The 20,044-nt window shown below is 68.8% G+C and carries 21 protein-coding genes and 1 tRNA gene; 9 read left to right on the top strand and 13 right to left on the bottom strand.

The annotated features are described in order from the left end of the window. The first annotated feature begins 44 nt into the window (after positions 1–44). The 3 genes from AC6CCG_RS33740 to AC6CCG_RS33730 all read left to right on the top strand — a co-directional run bounded on the left by AC6CCG_RS33740 (position 45) and on the right by AC6CCG_RS33730 (position 2,428). The gene (locus AC6CCG_RS33740) at positions 45–1,166 is read left to right on the top strand and encodes an L-talarate/galactarate dehydratase (protein WP_496659247.1); all 1,122 of its coding nucleotides are present in this window, start codon (positions 45–47) and stop codon (positions 1,164–1,166) included. Beyond that, positions 1,159–1,827 carry a FadR/GntR family transcriptional regulator gene (locus AC6CCG_RS33735; protein WP_496659246.1) on the top strand — a complete coding sequence of 223 codons (669 nt, stop codon included), beginning with the start codon at positions 1,159–1,161 and terminating at the stop codon, positions 1,825–1,827. The genes AC6CCG_RS33740 and AC6CCG_RS33735 overlap by 8 nt, the downstream gene beginning before the upstream one ends. Positions 1,828–2,041: 214 nt before the next feature. After that, positions 2,042–2,428: a nuclear transport factor 2 family protein gene (locus AC6CCG_RS33730; protein ID WP_496659245.1), complete on the top strand. Its 387-nt coding sequence runs from the start codon at positions 2,042–2,044 to the stop codon at positions 2,426–2,428. Here AC6CCG_RS33730 and AC6CCG_RS33725 read toward each other — a convergent pair whose 3' ends face one another. Further along, the gene (locus tag AC6CCG_RS33725) at positions 2,429–2,947 is read right to left on the bottom strand and encodes a CGNR zinc finger domain-containing protein (protein WP_496659244.1); all 519 of its coding nucleotides are present in this window, start codon (positions 2,945–2,947) and stop codon (positions 2,429–2,431) included. A gap of 25 nt (positions 2,948–2,972) precedes the next feature. Between AC6CCG_RS33725 and AC6CCG_RS33720 the strand changes: the two genes are divergently transcribed. Further along, on the top strand, positions 2,973–3,125 hold the full coding sequence (locus tag AC6CCG_RS33720) for a hypothetical protein (protein WP_496659243.1): 153 nt from the start codon (positions 2,973–2,975) through the stop codon (positions 3,123–3,125). A gap of 73 nt (positions 3,126–3,198) precedes the next feature. Further along, positions 3,199–3,271, top strand: a tRNA-Ala gene (locus AC6CCG_RS33715). Between the two features lie 521 nt (positions 3,272–3,792). Here AC6CCG_RS33715 and AC6CCG_RS33710 read toward each other — a convergent pair. Both AC6CCG_RS33710 and AC6CCG_RS33705 read right to left on the bottom strand, forming a co-directional pair. Continuing rightward, positions 3,793–4,182, bottom strand: a complete 390-nt coding sequence (locus AC6CCG_RS33710; RefSeq protein WP_496659290.1) for an NUDIX domain-containing protein — start codon at positions 4,180–4,182, stop codon at positions 3,793–3,795. Between the two features lie 93 nt (positions 4,183–4,275). Then, positions 4,276–5,115, bottom strand: a complete 840-nt coding sequence (locus tag AC6CCG_RS33705) for an arylamine N-acetyltransferase family protein (protein WP_496659242.1) — start codon at positions 5,113–5,115, stop codon at positions 4,276–4,278. Between the two features lie 160 nt (positions 5,116–5,275). On the opposite strand from AC6CCG_RS33705, the gene AC6CCG_RS33700 reads away from it, so the two are divergent. The 4 genes from AC6CCG_RS33700 (at position 5,276) to AC6CCG_RS33685 (ending at position 8,082) form a co-directional block, all read left to right on the top strand. Continuing rightward, on the top strand, positions 5,276–5,773 hold the full coding sequence (locus AC6CCG_RS33700) for a histidine phosphatase family protein (protein ID WP_496659241.1): 498 nt from the start codon (positions 5,276–5,278) through the stop codon (positions 5,771–5,773). 45 nt (positions 5,774–5,818) lie between these two features. Beyond that, on the top strand, positions 5,819–6,580 hold the full coding sequence (locus AC6CCG_RS33695) for an SDR family oxidoreductase (RefSeq protein ID WP_496659240.1): 762 nt from the start codon (positions 5,819–5,821) through the stop codon (positions 6,578–6,580). Positions 6,581–6,648: 68 nt separating this feature from the next. Next, a complete protein-coding gene (locus AC6CCG_RS33690) occupies positions 6,649–7,143 on the top strand; it encodes a carboxymuconolactone decarboxylase family protein (protein WP_496659239.1) in 495 nt (164 codons plus the stop codon). 15 nt (positions 7,144–7,158) lie between these two features. Continuing rightward, a complete protein-coding gene (locus tag AC6CCG_RS33685) occupies positions 7,159–8,082 on the top strand; it encodes an RNA polymerase sigma-70 factor (protein WP_496659238.1) in 924 nt (307 codons plus the stop codon). A 28-nt stretch (positions 8,083–8,110) separates the two neighbouring features. On the opposite strand, the gene AC6CCG_RS33680 is transcribed toward AC6CCG_RS33685, so the two are convergent. The 10 genes from AC6CCG_RS33680 to AC6CCG_RS33635 all read right to left on the bottom strand — a co-directional run bounded on the left by AC6CCG_RS33680 (position 8,111) and on the right by AC6CCG_RS33635 (position 20,036). Then, positions 8,111–8,557 carry a DUF1643 domain-containing protein gene (locus tag AC6CCG_RS33680; RefSeq protein ID WP_496659237.1) on the bottom strand — a complete coding sequence of 149 codons (447 nt, stop codon included), beginning with the start codon at positions 8,555–8,557 and terminating at the stop codon, positions 8,111–8,113. A gap of 123 nt (positions 8,558–8,680) precedes the next feature. Beyond that, positions 8,681–9,826, bottom strand: coding sequence for a DUF2332 domain-containing protein (locus tag AC6CCG_RS33675; protein ID WP_496659236.1), 1,146 nt, complete (start codon positions 9,824–9,826; stop codon positions 8,681–8,683). 27 nt (positions 9,827–9,853) lie between these two features. Continuing rightward, positions 9,854–11,704: an MGH1-like glycoside hydrolase domain-containing protein gene (locus AC6CCG_RS33670; RefSeq protein WP_496659235.1), complete on the bottom strand. Its 1,851-nt coding sequence runs from the start codon at positions 11,702–11,704 to the stop codon at positions 9,854–9,856. Next, on the bottom strand, positions 11,701–12,489 hold the full coding sequence (locus AC6CCG_RS33665) for an ATP-binding cassette domain-containing protein (protein WP_496659234.1): 789 nt from the start codon (positions 12,487–12,489) through the stop codon (positions 11,701–11,703). The genes AC6CCG_RS33670 and AC6CCG_RS33665 overlap by 4 nt, the downstream gene beginning before the upstream one ends. Continuing rightward, positions 12,486–13,499: an ABC transporter ATP-binding protein gene (locus AC6CCG_RS33660; RefSeq protein ID WP_496659233.1), complete on the bottom strand. Its 1,014-nt coding sequence runs from the start codon at positions 13,497–13,499 to the stop codon at positions 12,486–12,488. Before AC6CCG_RS33660 ends, AC6CCG_RS33665 begins: the two co-directional genes overlap by 4 nt. After that, positions 13,496–15,025 carry an ABC transporter substrate-binding protein gene (locus tag AC6CCG_RS33655; RefSeq protein WP_496659232.1) on the bottom strand — a complete coding sequence of 510 codons (1,530 nt, stop codon included), beginning with the start codon at positions 15,023–15,025 and terminating at the stop codon, positions 13,496–13,498. Before AC6CCG_RS33655 ends, AC6CCG_RS33660 begins: the two co-directional genes overlap by 4 nt. Positions 15,026–15,062: 37 nt before the next feature. After that, positions 15,063–15,872 carry an ABC transporter permease gene (locus AC6CCG_RS33650; RefSeq protein WP_496659231.1) on the bottom strand — a complete coding sequence of 270 codons (810 nt, stop codon included), beginning with the start codon at positions 15,870–15,872 and terminating at the stop codon, positions 15,063–15,065. A gap of 83 nt (positions 15,873–15,955) precedes the next feature. Further along, positions 15,956–16,876, bottom strand: coding sequence for an ABC transporter permease (locus tag AC6CCG_RS33645; protein WP_496659230.1), 921 nt, complete (start codon positions 16,874–16,876; stop codon positions 15,956–15,958). A 5-nt stretch (positions 16,877–16,881) separates the two neighbouring features. Further along, positions 16,882–17,940, bottom strand: a complete 1,059-nt coding sequence (locus AC6CCG_RS33640; protein WP_496659229.1) for a LacI family DNA-binding transcriptional regulator — start codon at positions 17,938–17,940, stop codon at positions 16,882–16,884. Continuing rightward, positions 17,937–20,036 carry an exo-alpha-sialidase gene (locus tag AC6CCG_RS33635; protein WP_496659228.1) on the bottom strand — a complete coding sequence of 700 codons (2,100 nt, stop codon included), beginning with the start codon at positions 20,034–20,036 and terminating at the stop codon, positions 17,937–17,939. The genes AC6CCG_RS33640 and AC6CCG_RS33635 overlap by 4 nt, the downstream gene beginning before the upstream one ends. Between the last annotated feature and the right edge of the window lie 8 nt (positions 20,037–20,044).

The following is a 20,044-nucleotide window of genomic DNA, read 5'->3' as shown; positions in this document are numbered from 1 at the left end:
TCGGAGTCTTGTCATGATGAATTTCTGATTTGTACGATGATTGAATGTCCGACCGCATCCGTACCCTGACGCTGTCCCTGGCCTACCTGCCGCTCGCCGTACCGATCAGTGACGCGAAGGTGCTCACCGGCCGGCAGCGACCCCTGACCCAGGTGGCCCTCTTGTTCGCCGAGGTGACCACCGAGGCCGGTTTCGAGGGGCTGGGCTTCAGCTATTCCAAGCGGGCCGGCGGGCCTGGCTTGTTCGCCCATGCGCGCGAGATCGGTGCCGACGTGATCGGCGAGGATCCGAGCGACATCGCCAAGCTCGGCACCAAGCTGGTCTGGGCCGGGGCGTCGGTCGGCCGCAGCGGCCTGGCGACCCAGGCGATCGCCGCGGTCGACGTGGCCCTGTGGGACCTCAAGGCCAAGCGGGCCGGGCTGCCGTTGGCCAAGCTGCTCGGCTCTCATCGTGATGCGGTGCCCTGTTACAACACGTCGGGCGGGTTCCTGAACGCGCCGATCGAGGAGGTCCTGGACAACGCGGCCGGGGCCGTGGAGCGCGGCATCGGCGGGATCAAGATCAAGGTCGGGCAGCCCGATCAACTGGCCGACCTGGCCCGCGTCGAGGCCGTACGAGCTTCGTTGCCGTCATCGGTCGCCCTGATGGTGGATGCCAATCAGCAGTGGGATCGCGGGGCCGCGCTGCGGATGGGGCGGCAGCTGGAGCCGTTCGGGCTGGTCTGGATCGAGGAGCCCTTGGACGCGTACGACGCGGCCGGGCACGCCATGCTCAGCGGGCGGCTGGACACCCCGATCGCAAGCGGCGAGATGCTGACCAGCGTCGCCGAGCACCGGGCCCTGATCTCGCGGGATGCGGTGAGTTTCCTGCAGCCGGACGCGCCGCGCGTCGGCGGGATCACGTCCTTCCTGCGGATCCTGGCGCTGGCCGACGAGGCCGGCCTGAAGGTCGCCCCGCACTTCGCGATGGAGCTGCACCTGCACCTCGCGGCGGCGTACCCGGGCGAGGTCTGGGTGGAGCACTTCGACTGGCTGGAGCCGCTGTTCAATGAGCGGCTGGAGATCGCCGACGGGCGGATGCTGGTCCCCGATCGGCCCGGGATCGGCGTATCACTCAGTGAGCAGGCGAGGGCCTGGACCGTCGAGACGGCAACCTTCGGTGGCTGAGAGCCTGACCGCCCGGGTCGTCTCGGAGCTGACTCGGGAGATCGCCGAGGGAGTGGTCGCGGCCGGCGAGCGACTGCCCACTGAGGCGGCTTTGATGCAGCGATTCTCCGTGTCACGGACCGTGGTGCGGGAGGCCGTGGCCCGATTGCGGGCGGCCGGCTTGGTGGACTCGCAGCAGGGACGCGGAACCTACGTGCTGACCAGGCCGAGCGGTGTCCGCTTCGAGTTCGGCGAGTCTGTGGTGCGGAGCGTGCCCGAGCTGTTGGAGCTCGCGGAGTTCCGGATCGGCGTGGAGTGCGAAGCCGCGGCGCTGGCGGCGCGGCGGCGCGATGATCAAGATCTGGTACGCCTCCGGAGGGCGGTTGCGGAGCAGCGAGCTGCGACGGATGCCCCCACCCGCTCCATCCAGGCCGACTTCGACTTCCACCACGCCATCGCCCGCGCCTCCCGCAACCGCTACTACCCGGATCTCCTGTCGGCCATCGGCCCGATGATGATCATCCTGCCCAAGGGGCGGCGGCGAGCCGGGCGTCCGGCCGATCCCGTCGGAGCCGAACACGAGGCGATCCTCGGTGCGATCGACTCAGGCGATCCCCAGGCTGCGGCCGCCGCTATGCGTACCCACTTGATCAACTCCGCCACCCGCCTCCGCCACGAGTAGTCACGTCGGAACGCAGTCCATAGAGCACACCGCCCGCGACTCGCCCGCCGAACGTGACGCACTCCCGGCTGCCGAGCGCACGCCAACCCACGCGCCCTGAGCCTGTCGAAGGGCCAAGCCCGAACCCGCCGAGAAGTCAAACCCGAACGTCCCCTGAGCCTGTCGAAGGGCAAGCCACAATCCTGTGTCAGAGCCGCACCCTAGAGTCGGACCCATGATCGACACCGCCGCCCTCGCCGAACGCTTCCTCACCACCCTCGAGGCCCGCGACTGGGAGGCCTGGCAGGCGTTGCTGTCCGAGGACGTGATCTACGAACTGCCCCAGACCCGGGAGCGGATCCGCGGCCGAGCGGCGTACCTGACGTTCAGCCAGACCTACCCCGGCGACTGGCACCTGACCCCGAAGGTGATCATCGGCGACGGCCAGCGCGCCGTGATCTGGTTCGGCTGGGAGGTCCGCAGCCCTGACGGCGACGAGTCGGCTGACGCCCAAGTCTTCTTCGAGTTCGACGAGCAGGGCATGATCACGAAGGTCACCGATTTCTGGCCCGAACCCTACGAGCCGCCGGCCAGGCCCGAGGGCCTCATCGAACGCTGGTGATCATTTCGCCCGAGCCCGGTGCCGCCGCACGGCATCCCGATTGGCACACCCCGGACTGCAATACCGCTGCCGCCCGTTCCGCGTGAGATCCACGTACACCCGATCGCAGTCGTCTACGGCGCACCGCCCCAACCGATTCATCCCCCGCCCGGCCAGGTGCAGGGCGGTCCCCGCCGCCATCATCGCCCCCACCTGATGCCCGACACTGATCTTGTCCGGCCGGTAATGCAGATGCCACCCCGTGCCGGCGTGATCAGTCAGCGTAGGAAACGAGCAATAGGCCTGGGTCATGGCGTTCACCCGCCTCCCCCGCTCCTCCGGCTCCGTGGCGTCGACCACCGCCAACCACTCCCCAATCGCCCGCGCGACCAACTCAAGATCATGAGCGGTGATCGGCATCTCCCGAATCAGCCCATGATCATCACAAATCCGCCGCAGCTCATCGGCCGACGTAGGCGGCCGATTCGCCAGATCCTGCGCCATCACCACACCATCGACGCCGTAAGGGTTGAGTTGCATAAGACCATTACAGCATCCTTGAGCCATGACCGCGACCCGCGACCACCAGCACCACTGGCAGACCGCCTCCGAACACACCACCAGCCAAGGCCGCCTCGCCTACCAGTCCTGCCCCTGCGGCCACTGGCGCATCCTCCGCCTGCACACCCTGGCTACGGTCGTCACCGGCGCCCGCTGACGCGGCCTTTCGCGTTGGCCCGACCCGCCCACGATGCCGTACCATCGAGCGTCGAGCAGCTTCGGCCGCTCACGGGGCCATGGCGCAATTGGTAGCGCATCTGCTTTGCAAGCAGAGGGTTAGGGGTTCGAGTCCCCTTGGCTCCACCGAACGACGAAGTTCGCGGTCAACCTCCAGGACCGCTGTGAAGGAGGGAATCATGAGCCAACGACTCCTGTACGAGAAGCCCTGCCCACCGTGGCGGGGGCTGTCACGGACGGAGTACATCGATGGCTCATTCCCCACACAAGCAATGGAAAGGCTGCCAGCTCTGCAAGCCGCATAAGCACCGGGCCCACGGCCGTTCGGTACGTGAACCCTGGTCGGTTCTGCGCAAGCTCGGCAAGAAGCGACGCGTGCGTCGAGGCGACCTCGGTCGGGACTTGTAGGTGACCCATCTGGTTCGACATGACTTGCTGCGTGGCGGTTGCTGTGGACCCCCTTGGACGACTTCGATGCAGCGTTCCGGTCAGCGTGGGCGTGAGCCAACTCCACCACTCTGCCGCACTCCCCCATCCCACGCCCCATTGCGTATCCCACCCGGGCTGCTGACCGGGCATCGAAAGGCCCATCGACGCAGCGATGGTCGACTACTTCCGACCTGAGATCACCGGCCGAGCCGACGCCGCTACCTGAGGATCAGGCTGCCATCGAAGGTGTCCAGGTCCTGCAGAGTCTCTCGGTATATGGGGTTGAGGTCCGGCAGTCTCGAGCGGTCGAAGAACTGCGCGTCGACCGTCTCGTCAGTCTCACCGAGGAGCGTGCCCGACCAGCGGTCGACGCGGAAGGCCACGGTGAACATCTGGTGTTGGCCGCCGTAGGCGTTGGTGAACCAGAAGCGCTTCTCGGTGTAGAGCGCGAACGGGGTCGCGGCTTCGACGGTCAGTCCAGTCTCCTCGCGGACCTCTCGGATCAGGGCTTCCCAGATCGACTCACCGAGTTCGAGGCCGCCGGCGGGCATGGCCCAAGCGTGGTTGTCCGATCGGCGGATGAGCAGGAGTCGATCTTCGTCGTCCATGATCACGGCCCGCGGGCCAGGAGTGATCAGGCGGCGATCGCCCACGACCTGGCGTAACGATCCTACGTAGGAGCCCTCGTACGACATGGACTACTACCCGCGTAGTTCGCGGACGCGTTCGGCCAGGCGTTTGGCCTCGTCGTCCGACAGTTGTGCACCTGCCTGCCGGGCGAGGTCGGCCAGGTCGTCGGGGTCGTAGTCCTGTCGTTCCAGGTCCCCGCCGGCACGGCCGATGGCGGTGTAGTCGAGGGTGACGGTGAAGAGTGTGGGCGTGCCGTCGGGGTCTTGGCCGTGGCGGTTGAGCATGAGAGAGGAGCGGAAGTGGGTCGTCGGTGAGGTGCTGGTCCAGTGGTGGCCCATCTCTACGTCGACTCGGCGGACCGGGAGCTCGTCGGTGGAGTGCATGAACTCCCAGTCGCCGGCCCGCTTGCGCCACAGTTGCCAGGCCTGGCCGCCGGGGTGTTCGGAGTCCGAGACTCGGATCTGGTGGGGCCAGAGGCCGCCGTCGATCTCGGCTCCGTCGGCTAGTTCGATCGGGATCAGGGGTGGGATGCCGATGCCGGGGTCGCTGAGGTAGCGGCGGCCGTCGAGGGTGACGCTGAGGACCAGGTGGGTTCTCGGGGACGACGTCGGATCGCCTACGCGGGCGAGGCGGGGTTCGACGGTGTAGCCGAGTTCGGTGAGGACGGCGTGGAAGAGGGTGCCGTGCTCGAAGCAGTAGCCGCCTCGGTGCCTTCGGACGAACTTGTCCTGTACGGCAGCGAGCGAGACGCCGGGATGCTGCTCGAGGAGGACGTCCAGGTTCTCGAACGGGAACGTACGGACGTGGGCGGTCTGGAGGCGGCCGAGGGCCTCCAAAGAAGGCGGCTCGGCGGTGGCGCCCGTGCGGGCCAGGTAGGCGTCGAGGTCGAGGTCGGCGGTGTCCCAGGTCATGGGGACATCATCCATGGTGGAAGCTTGATCATTGTGAAGAACGTGTACGTCGTCACCCACCCCGAGGCCACCCATCATGTCGACGGTCTGGTCGGCGGGTGGTACGACTCCGACCTGACCGAGCGGGGGTGTCACGCAAGCCGGCAAGATCGCGGAGGCGTTGGCCGAGGAACTGAACGGCGTCGAGGTCACCGTTCACTCCTCCGACCTGCTCCGGACCCGGCGCACCGCGGAAATCATCGCGGGGCGGCTGAAGGCACCGTTGACCACCGATCCGGGGTTGCGGGAGCGCTCGTTCGGCGAGGCCGGTGGGCGGCCGCAGGCTTGGTTCCAAGATCATCTCGTACCGGTTCCGGAGGGCGTCGACTGGTGGCGGTACGACGAGGGATTGGCCGGGGCCGAGACCCGGATGGCCGTGGCGGAGCGGGTTTACGGTTCCCTGCAACGGATCCGGGACGAGCCGGGCGAGCATCAGGTGATCGTGACGCATGGCGGAGTGGCCGGTTACGTCTTCGCGGCGTGGCTCGGAGTGCCGGTCGAGAGCGCGCCCGGCGCGTACTTCCGGGTCTCGTCCGGAGGGATCAGCCTGCTGCGCAAGGATGATCACCACTATCCCTCCGAGCTCGCCCGACTCAACCGGACCGACCACCTCGACTGACGGGCTGCCACGGGGCAGACCATCCTGCTGTGCGAGGGTACGGACGTGAGTGATCATTCCGGCAAGGTCGCGCTCGTCACCGGTTCTTCTCGCGGAGTCGGCGCCGAAACCGTTCGAGGTCTGGTACGGAAAGGCATCGCGGCCGTCGTCAACTACCGCGACAAGGCCAACCGGGCCAACGCCCTCGCCGCCGAACTCCGGGCCGACGGCGGACGGGTGCTGACGGTCCAGGCCGACGTCACCGATCCAGCCGCCGTTGCACGGGTGCGCGACGCGATCGCCAAGGAGTTCGGTGGCCTGGACTTCCTGATCTTGAACGCCTCCGGCGGCATGGAACGGGACGCCGACGAGACGTACGCCATGAGGCTGAACCGCGACGCCCAGGTCGCCCTGGTCGAGATCATGCTCCCGGTGCTCCGGCCGGGCGGGCGGATCGTGTTCGTGACCAGTCATCAGGCCCACTTCTTCGGCCGGCGTGAGGTGCCGGAGGCGTACCGGCCGGTGGCGGAGAGCAAGCAGGCCGGCGAGCGCGCCCTCCGCGAGCGGATCCCTGCCCTGGAGCAACGCGGACTGAAAGTCACCGTCGTCTCCGGCGACCTGATCGCCGACACGATCACCGTCAAGATGCTGGAACGCGCGCAGCCCGGCACCGTGGCGGCTCGCGAAGCCGGCGCCGGCCGCGTCCTGACGGTACCGGAGTTCGCCGACGCGGTCGTGGCGGCCGCCCTCGACCACGCAGCTCCGTCAGGCGAAACGATCTTCGTCGGCGGCGCCGACTACCTCCACGAGCTCGAAGATCGACCGTGATGTCACAGGTCGGGCGCGTACTTCGTCTTCGGGGTGGTCACGCATCCGAACACGACGGAGGAGTCACCATGAACGCTCGACTGAAGCTCATCGGCAACCCGGCCGCCATGCCGGTCATGAAGGCCATGATGGGCGCGCACAAGGCCCTGGCCGGTTCGTCCCTGCCCACATCCCTGCAGGAGTTGGTCTCGCTGAGGGCCAGTCAGCTCAATGGCTGCGGTCCCTGCATCGACATGCACTCGAAGGAAGCGGCCGCAGCGGGCGAGACCTCGGAACGGCTCAATCTGGTCGCGGCCTGGCGGGAGGCGACGGTGTTCACCGTCGCCGAGCGGGCGGCGCTCGAGCTGACCGAGCACGGCACCAGGCTCGCCGACAGCCCGGAGGGAGTCCGCGACGAGGTCTGGCAGCGGGCAGCGGAGCAGTTCGACGAGGAGCAGCTGACCAGTCTGGTCATGCTGATCGCCATGATCAACTCCGCGAACCGGATCAATGTGATCACCCGGCAGCAGGCGGGCGGTTACCAGGCCGGTGCGGCGGCGGCTCACCTGGCCGCGGCCGGCTGAACCGAAGGGTTGGCGATGGGACGGGCGGAAGAGTTCCAGGAGTTGCGGTCGTTGCTGTTCGCGATTGCGTACCGCATCCTCGGCAGTGTCACCGAGGCCGAGGACGCGGTCCAGGACACCTGGCTCCGTTACGAGGCGGCCGAGTCGACGCCCGTGTCACCGAAGGCTTATCTGTCGACCGTGGTGACCCGGATCTCGATCGACCTGCTGCAATCCGCCCGGTCCCGACGGGAGACCTATGTCGGCCAGTGGTTGCCGGAACCACTGCTGACCGATCCGTACGAGGATCCGGCTCGGTCCGCGGAGCTGGCCGACTCCGTCTCGATGGCCGCGCTGCTCCTGCTGGAACGGCTCAGCCCGCTCGAACGGGCCGTGTTCGTGCTGCGCGAGGTGTTCGGGTACGGGTATGACGAGATCGCCGCCGCGGTGGGGCGTACGCCGGCGGCTTGCCGTCAGCTCGTCGTACGGGCACGGCGGCACATGACCGAAGGTCGGACCCGGTTCGAGGCCGACAGCCGGGCCCGCGACGAGCTCGCGAACCGGTTCTTCGATGCGATCAAGATCGGTGATCTTGAAAGCCTGCAGGAACTGCTGGCGGCGGACGTCCAGTTGGTCGGGGACGGCGGCGGCAAGGCTCCGCAGCTGGCCCGGACCGTCCACGGCGCCGACAAGGTGTCCCGGGTCGTGGTCAAGGGCTTCCCGCCCGTGTTCGAACTCGACGTGGTGCTGGAGCGGCACGAGATCAACGGCCAGCCCGGCGCCATCCTGCGGGTACGGGACGGCGGCGTGATCGGAACGATCATCCTCGACGTCCTGGACGGTCGCATCCAGGCGATCCGCTCGGTGATCAACCCGGACAAGCTCGGCCACCTCGGCCCGGTCGCCGACATCTGGGCGGTCCGGGACGAGGTGAGCCGGCGAATCCGGCCGCGGCCGTAGTCTCGGCACGGACCGGTGTCGCGATATGTCAGCCCGGTAGCGGTTCGCCACGCGGGATGCTGGTCGGCTGCAGGCTGTCCTTCAGCGCGTCGGCGAAGGGGACTCCGGGATGCGCTCGATGGGTCCAGCGTTGCCATCGCGACGGATGACGTGGACCGTCACCGACCTGCCACACCGGAAGGCCGCTCCCAGCGACACGGTCCCGAAGCCACTCGACCTGGCTCCGGAAGTGTCCGCGAGCGGTCCCGGTCGGCTCGCCGGCGCCGTAGGCCAGCAGGACTCCCTCGGCGCCGGTGATGCAGTCCATCAGAGGCTGCCGGGCGGACAGCCAGCCAGCTTCGTTCGCACCCAGCAGCGCGATCTCGTTCGTGGTCTGGGACGACTCTGCGAACAGATTCGCGATCTCGACGCGGGCGAACCCCAACAGGTCGGCCGCCAGCTCGACCCGACGGAGCGTGCGCGTGCCCTCCGTCAACGGAGGGTTCGCCAGAATCGCCGCCAGGACTCCTTCAGCTGGGCTACCCACGGGCGCTATTCCAGCATCGTTCGGACTGGCTGCGCCAAGGGGTCGGTTCGTGAGGTCTGCCCTTCGACAGACTCAGGGAGCGTTGAGGTCGCTCGCCCACGCGAAGTCGTCGTCGGGGACGCGGGCCGGCGCGATCCAGCGCAGGTAGGGCTCGGCCAGGGCCAGGATCTGATCATGCCGGAGGTCGGGTGAGCGCAGGCTGACTCCGACGGCGTAGTTGGTGACAACCGAAGCGAGCAGCCCGGGCAGTCCGACGGCGTTGATGCCCGAGCGGGCGAGCAGGGCCGGCCCCTCGGCGAAGACCCAGGCGATCCGGCGACGTTCGGCGACGCAGCGGAGTTGATCAGCGAAGGCGGTCCGCTGATCTTGATCGAGATAGCTGAGCAGGGACGCGGTGAAGACGAGCACCGGCTCGTCGCCGGGCAGTTCGTCGATCACCGCCGCCGTGTCGGTGACAGCATCGCCGCGGATCAGGCGGACGTCGGCGTCCGTGGTCAGGAAGGCCTCGCTGGCGCTCCGTAGTGTGGTCAGGTCGTCGACCCGTTCCGGCCAGATGAACGCCTCCAGCCAACTCCGTGCCTCGGGATCGTTGAGATCGACGGGTTGTTGATCAAGGCCGATGCGCTGCCGTACGGACGCCGGTCGGTCGGCCCACAATCCGCCCGTGGCCGGGCCTCGGTGTGCCGTCTCGATCACGACGGCCGACTCGCGGCCGGGCAGTCTGCATCCGTCCACGCGGTAGGTGTAGTGGTCGAAGATCAGGTTGAGCCCCGCGCTCGTTCCGATCTCGAGCAGGTGGACCGGGCCCGGCCAGTGCCGTGCCATCGCGTGCTGGCCGAGCCGGAGGGCGAAGCAGCGGCGGATCTCGTTGGTCTGCGTCGATCGGGTCGCCAGGAGTTGCTCCAGCGCCGGCCTGTGCTCACGACAGAAGGCGGCGAAGCTCGGGTACAGCCGCGAGTCGCTTTTCCTGGCACCGCCGTGGATCGGGTAGTAGCTGCGCAGCTCAGCGCCCTGGTCCCGCGCGAGCTGCAGGTTCACGGCGGCGAAGAGCAGGCTGGGACGACGTTGATCCGGCGGGGCGACGGAGGTCAGCTCGAGGAGTTGATCATCGTCGGCGACCGCGGCGCTGAGAGCTGCGTAGACGTCCGATCGGCCGCGGCATTGGGTTTCACCGAAGAATCGGAACAGGCGGCTCAGTTGATCGTGGGGGGCCGACACCGCTCCACCCTAGGCCCTTCGACGGGCTCAAGGCACGAGTGCGGTGAACCGGACCACGCCGGATTCGATCAGGATCGGGAGGCTGAGGAGGGCGCCCCAGGAGTGGAAGGGTTCGCTGTTGGGGCGGTCGCAGCCGTGGCCGTGTTCACTGGAGTAGTTCTCGTGGATGTGGCGCTTCTCGCGCCATTCGACCATGGCCAGGGCAGCCGAGCGCTCGGCGAGCCAGGTGGCTTCCTCGGTCAGGCCGGCTCGGCGGAGGCCCAGGTAGGTGAGGAAGTTGATCGGGGGCCAGGCTCGGCCGATCCAGTAGGAGTGCTCTCGGTCGGAGATCAACAACTCGGAGCGGGGCGAGGAGGGCAGGACCCACTCGCCGCCGAAGCCGTCCTCGGTGCGGAGGTGGGCGTCGGTCATGATCTTGGCCCGACCGTCGGTGCCGCAGCCGGCGAACAGGGGGAAGAAGCTGGCCGGGGAGAGGAAGGCTGTTGGCTTGCCGGTCTCGGTGAAATGTCCGCGGTACGTGCTCGACGGCTCGTCCCAGAGCAGCTTCTCGATCAGGTCGCGCACCAAGGCGCCACGCTGGGTCAGCTCGGCCGCTTCCTCGGTCCGGCCGAGCTCCGAGGCGATCTTGCTCAGGGCCTCGCAGTCCATGGCGTACTGGGCGTTCAGGCCGACGTCATGGACGCCGAGCAGGCCGGTCTGCTCGTCGAACGGGATGTCCCGGAAGGCCGGATGATCATCGGCGCCGGTCTCGCAGGTGGCGCCGAAGTGCTTGCCGATCCGCGGGATGTCCTGCGGGGACGGGAACTCCGGCTCGAAGACCGTGGTGCCGGGGCTGATCATGGTGCCGTTGTGCCGGACCCGCCACCACCAGCGGTTCCAGCCGAGCAGGATCGGGTAGACCTCGTCGAGGAACCAGCGTTCGCCGTGCCGCTGGTACAGCTCCCAGCAGACCATCGAGCCGACCGGCGGTTGTGATCCGTCGTACGTCTTCCGGCCGGTCCCCTGCGCGACGTTCGGTACGAAGCCGTCCGGCACCACCTCGCGGCACATCTCGACGGCGTTGGCGTACGCGACGTCGGTGCTGGTCAGGTCGGCGAGCAGGGCGTTGAAGAAGTTGTCCCAGCAGAACAGGGCGAAGCCGCCACGCTTGCCGACGTTCCAGAGTCGGCTCACCGTCGTCACGACCCGGTCCTTGGACGGCTCGTACACGTTGTTCCAGGAGATCGCGTCCCGGACCAGATCACGGTGCTCGGCAAGATCATCTCCGGCCGTCGGCGCCGGGCAGTGCCGCTGCTCCGCCTCGACCAGGATCCGATCGATCTCCGCCAAGGTCCGGCGCGGGCCGGTGCCGACGCCGATCGGGCCCGTCAGTTCCACGGCCAAGTACGGGCCCAGTTGGTCGGCGTAGGGATCCTCGACGACCGGGGCTGTTGACCAGACGGTGGCATGATCACCGACCAGGGTCTCGTCGCCGCGGCGTACGGTCCCCCGCTTGTTCCACAGGTAGGCCGCGCCGATGATCAACCGGGCCGGGCGACGCTGATTGGTCAGCGGGTCGACCTTGATCACCAGGTCGTCGGTGCCGGGCACCTGGGCGGTGGTCACCTCGATGGTGATCTCGGCCCAGCGCACGGTGACCCGGGTGTACTCCCCCAGCGGCGCGTGCGGGCCGAAGGTCACGTCCTCGTCGTCCCAGCCGCCCTGGACGGTGCCGCGTCGGCCGATCTGGGCGGTGGTCAGGGTGGTGCCGCGGTAGAGCTCGTGCAGCCCGAGCGAGATGCCGAAGCCGTACGGGAGCAGCACCTGGCGCAGCACGCTCCGGGTGTCCCAGGTGTTCCAACCGGAGCGCAGGCGAGCTTGCACGTCGGCGTACGTCACGAAACATCCTTCAGGTCGAGGGCGGCGTCCAACAACGTCTGCGTGTACGGGTGTTGCGGTGCGTTGAAGAGGTCCTCGGTCAGGCCGGTCTCAACGATCTCGCCGGACTTCATCACCAGGACCCGGTCGGCGATCTGGCGGACCACCGCAAGATCATGACTGATGAAGATCATCGCCAGTTCGCGTTGCGCACGCAGGTCGGCGAGCAGCCGGAGCACCTGGGTCTGCACCGAGACGTCCAGCGCCGACACCGCCTCGTCGCAGACCAGCAGTCGCGGTCGCAGGGCCAGCGCACGGGCGATGCTGACCCGCTGACACTGCCCGCCGGACAGCTGACCCGGATAGCGGTCGGCCAGGTCCGCGGACAGCCCGACCGCGCCCAGTGCCGCCGCGATCGCCGCCCGGCGATCACCCTCCGGCGCCACCGCGGGATGGGTCTGCCAGGCCTCATTGATCAGATCCGCCACCCGCATCCGCGGGTTCAGCGACGACGCCGGGTCCTGGAACACCATCTGGATCGCCCGGCGGTCCGCGGCCCGGCGACGGCGCAGCAGCGGGCGTCCGTCGAAGATCACCTCCCCGGCGTCCGGACGTTGCAGGCCGACCACACTGCGGGCCACAGTGGACTTCCCGGAGCCCGACTCGCCGACGATCGCGACCGTCTCCTCCGGCCCGACCGTGACGTCGGCGCCGGCTACGGCGACGGCACGTTCCCGTCCGATTCCCCGACCAGGAACAGGAAACGTGACCCGGAGTCCACGGACCTCGAGCAGCGGAGCGATCATGGTGACACCTCCTCGGCGACGTGGCAGGCCGCCATCCTTGGCCCTTCGACAGGCTCAGGGCGCGTGGGGGCACGCAGTACGGGTCGCTCAGTGACGCAGCGATCATGGGCCAGCGCGCACCGGGTGCGGAAGGGGCAGCCGGTCGGGCGGTCGGCGGGCGTCGCCGGAGCGCCGGGCAGCGGGTCGGCGATCGCGGTCCGGGTCCGGACGGCCGGGACGCTCGCCACCAGCGCCTTCGTGTACGGATGCGCGGGTCGGCGCAGTACCTCGACGGTCGGGCCCTGTTCCATGATCGATCCGGCGTACATCACCGACACCCGGTCGGCCACGTGCGAGATCACCCGCAGGTCGTGGCTGACGAAGAGCATCGCCGAGCCCTGCTCGGCCCGGACCTCGCGCAGCATCTCCAGCACCCGTGCCTGCACGGTCACGTCGAGTGCCGTGGTCGGCTCGTCGGCCAAGATCAACGACGGCCCGGCGATCATGGCCATCGCGATCATGGCTCGCTGTCGCATGCCGCCGGAGAACTCGTGCGGGTAGTTGCCGATCCGCCGGTCCGGCTGCGGGATGCCGACGCGGTCCAGCATCTCGATCACCCGGCGGCGCACCTCCGCGGGCGGCATCCCGCGCCGGCGCAGCACCTCCCCGACCTGACGGCCGATCCGCTGCGTCGGATTCAGGCTCGACATCGGATCCTGGAAGATCATCGAGATCTCGGTGCCGCGCCGCTGCGCAGGTGGTGCGGCCAGCAACTCCTGGCCGCGCCACATGATCGCCCCCGACACGTCCATCGAGCGCGGCAGCAGCCCGATGATCGCCCGTGAGGTGAGCGACTTGCCACTGCCGGTCTCGCCGATCAGGCCCAGGGTCTCGCCGGCGTCGATGGTCAGCCCGACACCGTCCAGCAGGGTCAGCCCACCGACGCTCACGGTCAGGCCGTCGACCGTGAGCAGCCGCTGACCCGGTGCCTTCACGGTCTCGGCCTGCGCGTCGGGGGTGGACACGGTCACGACCCGGCGACCTTCGCGGCGCGGAAGTCGGGCAGACCCTGCGGATCGAGGGTGAAGCCGCTGACCTCGGAGTTCCAGGCGTAGGAGGTCTTCACGAACATCGGGAACATGCCGACCGCGTCGTCCCAGATGATCTTGCCCGCCTGCGCGTACAGCTCCTCACGCTTTGCCTGATCGGGATTCGAGCCGGCCTCGGCGAGCAGCTTGTCCAGTTCCGGGTTGCAGTAGCCGTTGCGCTTCGCGGCACAGGTGTAGAGCCGGCCCAGGTTGGTCGAGGCGTCGAAGCCGGCGGTGCCGACCTGCTGGAAGTTGATGTCCCAGCGCATGGCCAGCAGGTCCTCGATGAAGACCGCCTGTTCCTTCTCCCGGGCGTCGATCTTGACGCCGATCTTGGCCAGGTCGGAGACGATCGCCGAGACGAACGGCTTGAACTGCGACTGGTATTGCAGTTCGTACGTCTTGTCGAAGTCGAAGCCGGCCTTGGTCAGGGCCTGCTTGGCCGCGTCCGGGTCGTACGTGACAGGCGTCTGCGGCGCGTAGCCGAACACGGTCGGCGCGATCGCCGAGTCGGCCGGAGTGCCGGTCTCCGGATTGATCTGCTTGATGATCGTCGCGAAGTCGACCGCCTGCCAGAGCGCTCGCCGTACCTCCGGCTTGTCCTTGAAGAACGGTCGCTCGCTGTTGAACCAGATCAGGATCGAACCGGCACTCTGCACCGCCTCGGTCTTGATCGTTCCGGCAGCCCGCAGCTCGGCGAGTTGATCATCGGGGACGCCCCAGACGACGTCGACCTCGCCGGTCTGCAGCGCGGTCAGCCGGGTCGAGATCTCCGGGATCGTGCGCAGCGTGAGCTTGGTCAGCGTCGGAGCGCCGCCGAAGTACGTCGCGTTGGGCACCAGGACGACGTCCTGGCCGGCGGCGAACGACTCCACCTGGTACGGACCGGAGCCGACCGGCTTCTCTCCGACCGCGCCGGCCTTGGCCGGGGTCTCCGACGGCAGCACGTAGAACGTGGTCAGCTTGGACGGAAGCGCGGCGTCCGGCTTCTCCGTCGTGAAGGTGACCGTCTTCGGATCGGGCGCGTCGACGGTGACGCCCGGGAAGTTGGCCGCCGGCGGCGAGTCCAGCTCGAGGAAGCGCTGGAAGGAGGCGACCACATCGGCCGAGTCGAGGGCGCTGCCGTCGGTGAACGTGGCACCCTCGCGCAGCGTGAAGGTCCAGCTGTCGCCGGCTTCGTTGGCCTTCCATGCGGTGGCCAGGTCGCCGACGATCTTGCCGGTCTCGTCGGTCGCGGTGAGCCGGGAGTAGATCTCCTTGGCCACCAGATCCATGCCGGCGGAGCCCCCGCTGGCCGAATGCGGGTCGAGGTTCTCGACCGGATACTGACCGCTGGCCACGACTTCCTGCGCCGCGGTGCCCCCGGTGTCGCCGCCTCCGTTCCCGCCGGTGGTGGTCGTACAGGCGGAAAGGGGAAGCAGCAGGGCGGCTGCCGCGACCAGGCCTTGCACCAGTCTGACGCGGTTCATGATCATGTACCTCCGTTGGTGACGTGAGAGAGGAAGGTCATCGGCTGCGGGCCCGGCCGAAACGGGCGGTGAGTTGATCACCGAGGATGCCGACGCTGACCACCAGGACGGACAGCGCCAGGCCGGGCCAGGCGGAGATCCACCAGGCACTGGCGAGATAGGCTCGACCGGCGGCGACGGTCTGGCCCCAGGAGGCGATCGAGGACGGCAGGCCGATGCCGAGGAAGCTCAGCCCCGCCTCGGCGAGCACCACCAGGGCGAACTCGAGGGTGGCCATCGCCACCAGCGGGCCCGCCGTGAACGGCAGCACGTGCCTGATCAACAGCAGCGGACCGGGGACACCCATCAGCCGGGCCGCGTCCACCCAGTACCGCTCGCGCAGGGTGAGTACGACGCCGCGGGTGACCCGGGCGAACGAGATCCAGTTGGTCACCGACAAGGCGATGATCACCAACAGGAGGCTGCGGGCGAAGATGCCGGCGATGACGATGGCCAGCACGAGGCCCGGAAACGCCTGCAGGACGTCGATGCAGCGGGCCAGCACGGCGTCCACCCAGCCACCACGGAAGCCGGCCACAGCACCGATCAGGACGCCGACGGCGAGACTGATCAACACCACGCAGACGCCGATGATCACCGACGTACGGGCGCCGTGGATGATCTGGCCGAACAGGTCCCGGCCGAGCGCGTCGGTGCCCAGCAGGGCGGTGCCGCCGGTGGACGTCACGGACCCGGGCGGCTTCAGCCGGTCGGCCAGCGGCGTGTTGATCGGGTCGTACGGAACCAGGGCCGGGCCGACCACGGCGGCGATGAGGTAGATCCCGATGATCAACAGCGGGCCGATCATGCCGGGTGAGCGGAGCCGAAGCCTTACGCGGGACGAACTTGTCGGAGACCCTTCGACAAGCTCGGGGCCCGTTGCCGTGGCGGTCATGCCGGCCTCCCCGTACGGATCCGCGGGTCGAGGACCCGGTAGACGAGGTCGGTGGCCAGATTGAGCAGGACGATCACGCCGGCGACGATCAAGGTCGCCGCCTGCACCACCGTGTAGTCCCGGTTGCCGACCGCCTCGACCATCAGGGTGCCGAGGCCCGGCCAGGCGAACACGTTCTCCACCACGACGGCCCCGCCGAGCAGGGCGCCGATGTGCAGGCCGATCACGGTGATCACCGGGATCAGCGAGTTCTTCAGCGCGTGACCGAGCACGGCCTGGCGCAGCGTCAGACCCTTCGCGTAGGCGGTGTCGAGATAGGGCTCCCCCATGTTCTCGGCCAGGCTGCTCCGGGTCACCCGGGCGACGATCGCGACGAACGGGAAGGCCAGCGTCACCGCCGGCAGCACCATGTGCAGCGGAGTTCCGGTGCCGGCGCTCGGCGTCAGCCGCAGCCACAGTGCGAAGATCAGGATCAGCATGATGCCGATCCAGAACGTCGGGAACGATTGCAGCATGGTGGTCAGGCCGGACACGATCCGGTCCGTCCACGTGTTCGGCCGCATCCCGGCCAGGATGCCGAGGGTGAGCCCGACGATCACCGCGAGCGCCGTCGAGGTCAGGGTCAGTTCGATCGTCGCGGGCAGCCGGTCGACGACCGCCTCGATCGCCGGCATTCGGAGCCGGTACGAGTCGCCGAAGTCGAGTCGGACCGTGTCCAGCAGGTAGTTCCCGTACTGCACGAAGATCGGTTGATCGAGACCCAGCTCGGCTCGCAGCCGGGCGATCTGGTCCGGCTGCGCGTCCGGACCGAGCAGCACCGCGGCCGGATCGCCCGGCGCGACCCGGATGATCACGAAGATCAACGTCGCGGCGCCCCACATCACCAGCAGCCCGATCGCGAGCCGCCTGATGATCATGCCGATCACGGCGATCCTCCGGGTTCTCCGCAGGAGTTGCCGATCACCAGCGTGCAGTCCACGATCGTCTGCTGCGGCTGGTCGGCGTCGAGCATGCCGATCAGCGCCTGCACCGCCCGCCGCGCGATCTCCTCCCGCGGCAGCGCGAACCGGGTCCAGTCCAGATGGCTCGGCTCCCAGGACGGCGGGTCGCCGAGCAGCGCGATCGACACATCGCCGGGGATGCTGAGGTTCGACCGCTCGGCCAGCGCGTCCAGGGTCGAGACCAGCGTGTGGTCCTCGCTCGGCTCGATCAGCAGCGCCGTGGCGCCGTCGGCGAGCCAACCGCGGACCCGTTCCTCGGTCAGCTCGGCGGTGGACGACAGTTCGGCGACGGTCACCGCCTCCGGTCCGAGGTCGTACCGCTTCCGGGCGCTGGTCAGGCCGGCCAGGCGGTCCAGGGTCGGTGCCGTGTCCTCCGGCTGCCGCAGATAGATCATCCGGCGGTGACGGAGGCCGACGAGATGGCCGATCAGTTCCTCGGTCGCGGCGATGTAGTCCGGCGCCACGTACGGGATCGTCGCCCCGGGCGCCTCACGACGGCCGATGAAGACGAACGGGAAGTGTTCGGCGTTGAGCTGTTCGAGATCGGCGGTGCGGACGTGGCGGCCGATCATGACGCAGCCGTCAGCCATCCGGAGCCGCTGCAGCCGATCGTCGGCCAGCGGACGGCGGCCCCGCCCGGCCGACGTGAACAGCAACAGGTCGTAGCCCTGCTCCGCGCACTCCTCCTCGACCCCCTGCAGGAACGGGTAGTAGAAGTCGCGGTCGTCGGTCGGGAACACCGACTCGAAGGTGTACAGGCCGATCAGGTGGTTCCGGCCGCCGCGCAGGCTGCGCGCCGCCGGGTTCGCCGTGTAGCGCAGTTCGGCGGCGGCGGCCAGCACCGCCTCCCGGGTCGATTCCTTGATCAACTGCGCGGAGGCGCCGCCGTTGATCACCATCGACACCGTGGCCTGGGACACCCCGGCCAACTTTGCGATGTCGAGCTGGGTCGGCCTGGTCCTGCGCTTCGGTTCGCTCATTCGATCCGCTCCCATCTGATCGCGTCTGCGGCGACGTAACCGTCCGCGTCGTCGCTCAGACTGATCATGGTGGACAACCCGTGATCGAGGTCGAATTCGCCGAGCGTCTGCCATTCCGTGCCGCGCGGATCCCAGGTCCCGTGCTGTTGCTGATCAAGGCGTACGACCTCGTCCGGGCGCCCGGCCCGGTGCACGGTGAACGGCGCGTTCGTGGCCCGGTTGGAGAACGGCAGGATCGCCGACTGGATCCGGTAGCGGCCGGCGGCCGGGATCACCGGCGTCCAGCGCGCCACGGACGTGCCGGTGCCGGCCGGGTGGTGCCGGTAGTTGCTGCTCCAGGCGCCCTGGGTGCCGGCCGCCGAGGTGCCCCAGGTGCCGCTGACCAGCTCCCAGCCCAGCTGGACGTTGTCGATGATCACCTCGGTCGGGCGATCGGGCGCGGGCGCCTTGATCAAGGACAGGCTGTCCAGCCCGAGGGCGGTGCCGCCGCCACGGCCGGCTCCGGTCACCGTGATCTTGATCCGGTTCGCTCCTCGGGCCAGCCGGACGGTGCCGAGGTAGGCCGGCTCGTAGCCCGGCGCGGATTCGCCGGTGGAGTCGAACGCGGTCGCCACCGGGAGCGGCTTCCCGTTGAGGCTCACCTCGAAGGCCGCCCCGTCCAACGGCCGGAAGTAGCGCAGCTGCAGCCGGTAGTCGCCCGGGTCGGCGGCGAACTCGTACTCGACGAACTGGCCGGCGGCCACACCGTCGACGTGGACCCGGGTGCCGCGCCGAGCGATGGGATCGGTGATCTTGGTCGGTCGGAGCGCCCCGGCCACGGGTCGGGTGGCGGCGAACGCGATCACCCGTTCCCGGTACGGGATCGGGTCGGCGAGTCCGTCCCTGCCGCGGGTCAGCCACTCCAGGTTGAATCGGGCCAGCGCCACCCGCTTCGGGAAGCTCGGAATGTCGCCGTCGCAGCCGTACAGGGCGATGATCGTGCCGTCGGAAAGCCGGGCCAGATCGCAGTAGTAGGAGCGTTCCGGCGTGATCACCCGGGAGAACCAGAGGCTGTTCGCCTCGTCGTAGCTGACCGAGACGGTCAGGTTGCGCCGCACCGGCGCGTCCGGTCGCGCGAACAGCATCCGGTCCAGGTCCCGGCTGCCCGGCCCGCCGGTGTAGCGGACCAGTGACGCGTCGACGGCGTTGAAGACGCCGGTCGCGCCGTCCAACTTGGGATCGGACCAGGTCTCGCCGCCGTCCGGGCTGACCGCGACGATCCGCTGCCGGTTGCCACCGGAGCTGGCCCGGGCGTTGATCAACACCGTGCCGTCGCTGCGCTGCACCAGCCGGGCCTCGTTCAGCGGATAGTCCAGCGAGACCGGCACTTCGGCGCCGGCCACCCAGGTCGCCCCATGATCATCGCTGTAGATCGCGGAGACGCCGTAGTAGCGCTCGTTGGCGGGGGTGCCGAGAATGATCCGCCGGTGCGAGACATTGATCAACAGCCGACCGCCGGCGAGCTGGATGCCGTGGCCCGGGCCGGGACCGTGCAACGCCCACTGGTAAGGAAAGTGCTCGAACATGCCGGACAGGTCGCGCGGCTCGCTCCAGGTCGCCCCGTCGTCCTCGCTGGAGATCACGAAGAGGTCGCCGCGATCACCGGAGCAGGTGGTGTTGCCGTCCAACCTGATCGAGAGCATGTAGAAGCAGAAGACGGTGCCGGTCTCGGCGTCGACGACGAAGGCCGGGTTGCCCCAGGACTGCCCGTCGATCGACTTCACCAGGACCTGGGTCGGCTGCCAACTGTCGCCGCCGTCCAAGCTCCGCCGCAGCAGCAGGTCCCGCGGTCCGGCGTCGCAGACCTCGTAGCGGCCCTCGGTCGCGGCCAGGATCACGTCGCCGGGCAGCACCGCGAGGCCGTGCACGTGGTAGTTCTCCAGCGGATCCAGCTCGGCGTCCCACAGGGTCACCTCGTCGAACAACGGCGGACGCCGGCCGGCGGCGGCCGCGACACCGGGCAGCCCGGCGCCGAGCGCGCCAACGGTCAGAGCACCCAGGGTCGAAGCGGTGAAGGTGCGGCGGCTCAACGTCGGGCCCCCTGCGGAAGCGGTCATGCGGGTGT

This window comes from Microlunatus sp. YIM B11417, assembly GCF_059617205.1.
This window is presented reverse-complemented; position numbering and strand designations above follow the sequence as displayed.

What these genes read in the sequence shown, in the direction of transcription:
- AC6CCG_RS33740 (WP_496659247.1), top strand. Translation starts at nt 45, where the DNA reads ATGTCCGACCGCATCCGTACCCTGACGCTGTCCCTGGCCTACCTGCCG.
- AC6CCG_RS33730 (WP_496659245.1), top strand. Translation starts at nt 2,042, where the DNA reads ATGATCGACACCGCCGCCCTCGCCGAACGCTTCCTCACCACCCTCGAG.
- AC6CCG_RS33725 (WP_496659244.1), bottom strand. Translation starts at nt 2,947, where the DNA reads ATGCAACTCAACCCTTACGGCGTCGATGGTGTGGTGATGGCGCAGGAT.
- AC6CCG_RS33720 (WP_496659243.1), top strand. Translation starts at nt 2,973, where the DNA reads ATGACCGCGACCCGCGACCACCAGCACCACTGGCAGACCGCCTCCGAA.
- AC6CCG_RS33710 (WP_496659290.1), bottom strand. Translation starts at nt 4,182, where the DNA reads ATGGACGACGAAGATCGACTCCTGCTCATCCGCCGATCGGACAACCAC.
- AC6CCG_RS33705 (WP_496659242.1), bottom strand. Translation starts at nt 5,115, where the DNA reads ATGACCTGGGACACCGCCGACCTCGACCTCGACGCCTACCTGGCCCGC.
- AC6CCG_RS33690 (WP_496659239.1), top strand. Translation starts at nt 6,649, where the DNA reads ATGAACGCTCGACTGAAGCTCATCGGCAACCCGGCCGCCATGCCGGTC.
- AC6CCG_RS33685 (WP_496659238.1), top strand. Translation starts at nt 7,159, where the DNA reads ATGGGACGGGCGGAAGAGTTCCAGGAGTTGCGGTCGTTGCTGTTCGCG.
- AC6CCG_RS33665 (WP_496659234.1), bottom strand. Translation starts at nt 12,489, where the DNA reads ATGATCGCTCCGCTGCTCGAGGTCCGTGGACTCCGGGTCACGTTTCCT.
- AC6CCG_RS33655 (WP_496659232.1), bottom strand. Translation starts at nt 15,025, where the DNA reads ATGAACCGCGTCAGACTGGTGCAAGGCCTGGTCGCGGCAGCCGCCCTG.
- AC6CCG_RS33650 (WP_496659231.1), bottom strand. Translation starts at nt 15,872, where the DNA reads ATGATCGGCCCGCTGTTGATCATCGGGATCTACCTCATCGCCGCCGTG.
- AC6CCG_RS33645 (WP_496659230.1), bottom strand. Translation starts at nt 16,876, where the DNA reads ATGATCATCAGGCGGCTCGCGATCGGGCTGCTGGTGATGTGGGGCGCC.
- AC6CCG_RS33640 (WP_496659229.1), bottom strand. Translation starts at nt 17,940, where the DNA reads ATGAGCGAACCGAAGCGCAGGACCAGGCCGACCCAGCTCGACATCGCA.
- AC6CCG_RS33635 (WP_496659228.1), bottom strand. Translation starts at nt 20,036, where the DNA reads ATGACCGCTTCCGCAGGGGGCCCGACGTTGAGCCGCCGCACCTTCACC.